This is a genomic window from Microcoleus sp. N9_B4 (assembly GCF_036701635.1).
GTDB lineage: Bacteria > Cyanobacteriota > Cyanobacteriia > Cyanobacteriales > Microcoleaceae > Microcoleus.
In genome coordinates, this window is record NZ_JAUBRC010000122.1 from 1 (window position 1) to 1,129 (window position 1,129).

Below are 1,129 nucleotides of genomic sequence, written 5' to 3' on the forward strand. Positions count from 1 at the left end.
ATAGTCGAGCGCTTCTAGAATATCGGCTTCGCCAAGAAAAATTATAACCCACATCTGCGGAATGTGGGTTATGAAGCTTTACGAAACGAAACTTCCCCCGCACGCGAGACAAGTTCCAATTAAGTAACTGTTTTTTGATCCAGAACCCTATCTTTTTTTTCCTACTTTTAGCGGGTATTATTCATAAACTTAGGAAATGTGCGATTAAGGGGACAGGCCGAAATCTTCGGGTTCCCACAACCTTGATGCCGTCCGCCCGAACATGAGAACATCCTCAATTTGCTCCTCGGTCATGCTTTCATCGAACAGCCAAACTTTGCAGGGGGAACGCATCTTATTGAACACTGTTCATAAGTGGTGAGTATATTTTGAGATAAATTCACCATTCTTAGAAGCTACAGACACGCTTTGTAATGACTTTAGTAAGAAAACAGTAACTGATTAATGGTGGTTTTTACGCTTCTGCTAATTTTGAGACAATAAAACTATTACAACCACTGTTTCCAAGTTGTATAAGAGTTAATAATGAGTTATTCGTGAGGATTTAGTTAACTGCAACAGCGAGGATCTTGGTCAAATAGTCATCCTCCCACCCGGCTCGAAGTCGCTTATTTTTTGCTCCAGTTTTTGAAGTTTTCTCTCTTATCAAAAGATTGAGCGATATGTGTCTAAGAATCGCAAAGTTTTGCGGAGCATTATCTTTTATAATCCGACACTCATCTTCACGAAAACCCACATCTAATACCCAATGTAAAGAATTTTCAATTCCCCAATGACTGCGGACTGATTCACCCAGTTTTTGAGCATTATTTGGTAAACTACTAATGTAATAACGAGTTTCAATAGTTGTTTTTCCCTTCACCATTCTCACGGATTCTATCAAGCCTATACTGTGAAGTTTCTCCCATTGATTGTCGGGGTCAATTAGCTCTTTGATGTCACTTAACATTAAGTAATGTCTGATTTATGAGCGACCGTGATTATTCTCTTTCTTCGTCGAATGAGCTGTATGTGTAAATCCCGAAAATCCTTGTCTAATTGCTTGTTTAAACAACTCTTTCGACGAAGGCATACAGGGATGGTTGGTTCTTTTTTAAGGTGATTACATAATCTCCTTCTTGTTCGACAA

At 39.0% G+C, this 1,129-nt stretch carries 1 pseudogene; it reads right to left on the reverse strand.

Annotated features, from left to right (window positions below):
• Nucleotides 1-544: 544 nt before the first annotated feature.
• Nucleotides 545-1,129, reverse strand: a pseudogene (locus QUA43_RS30715) (ISAs1 family transposase); the annotation flags it as partial.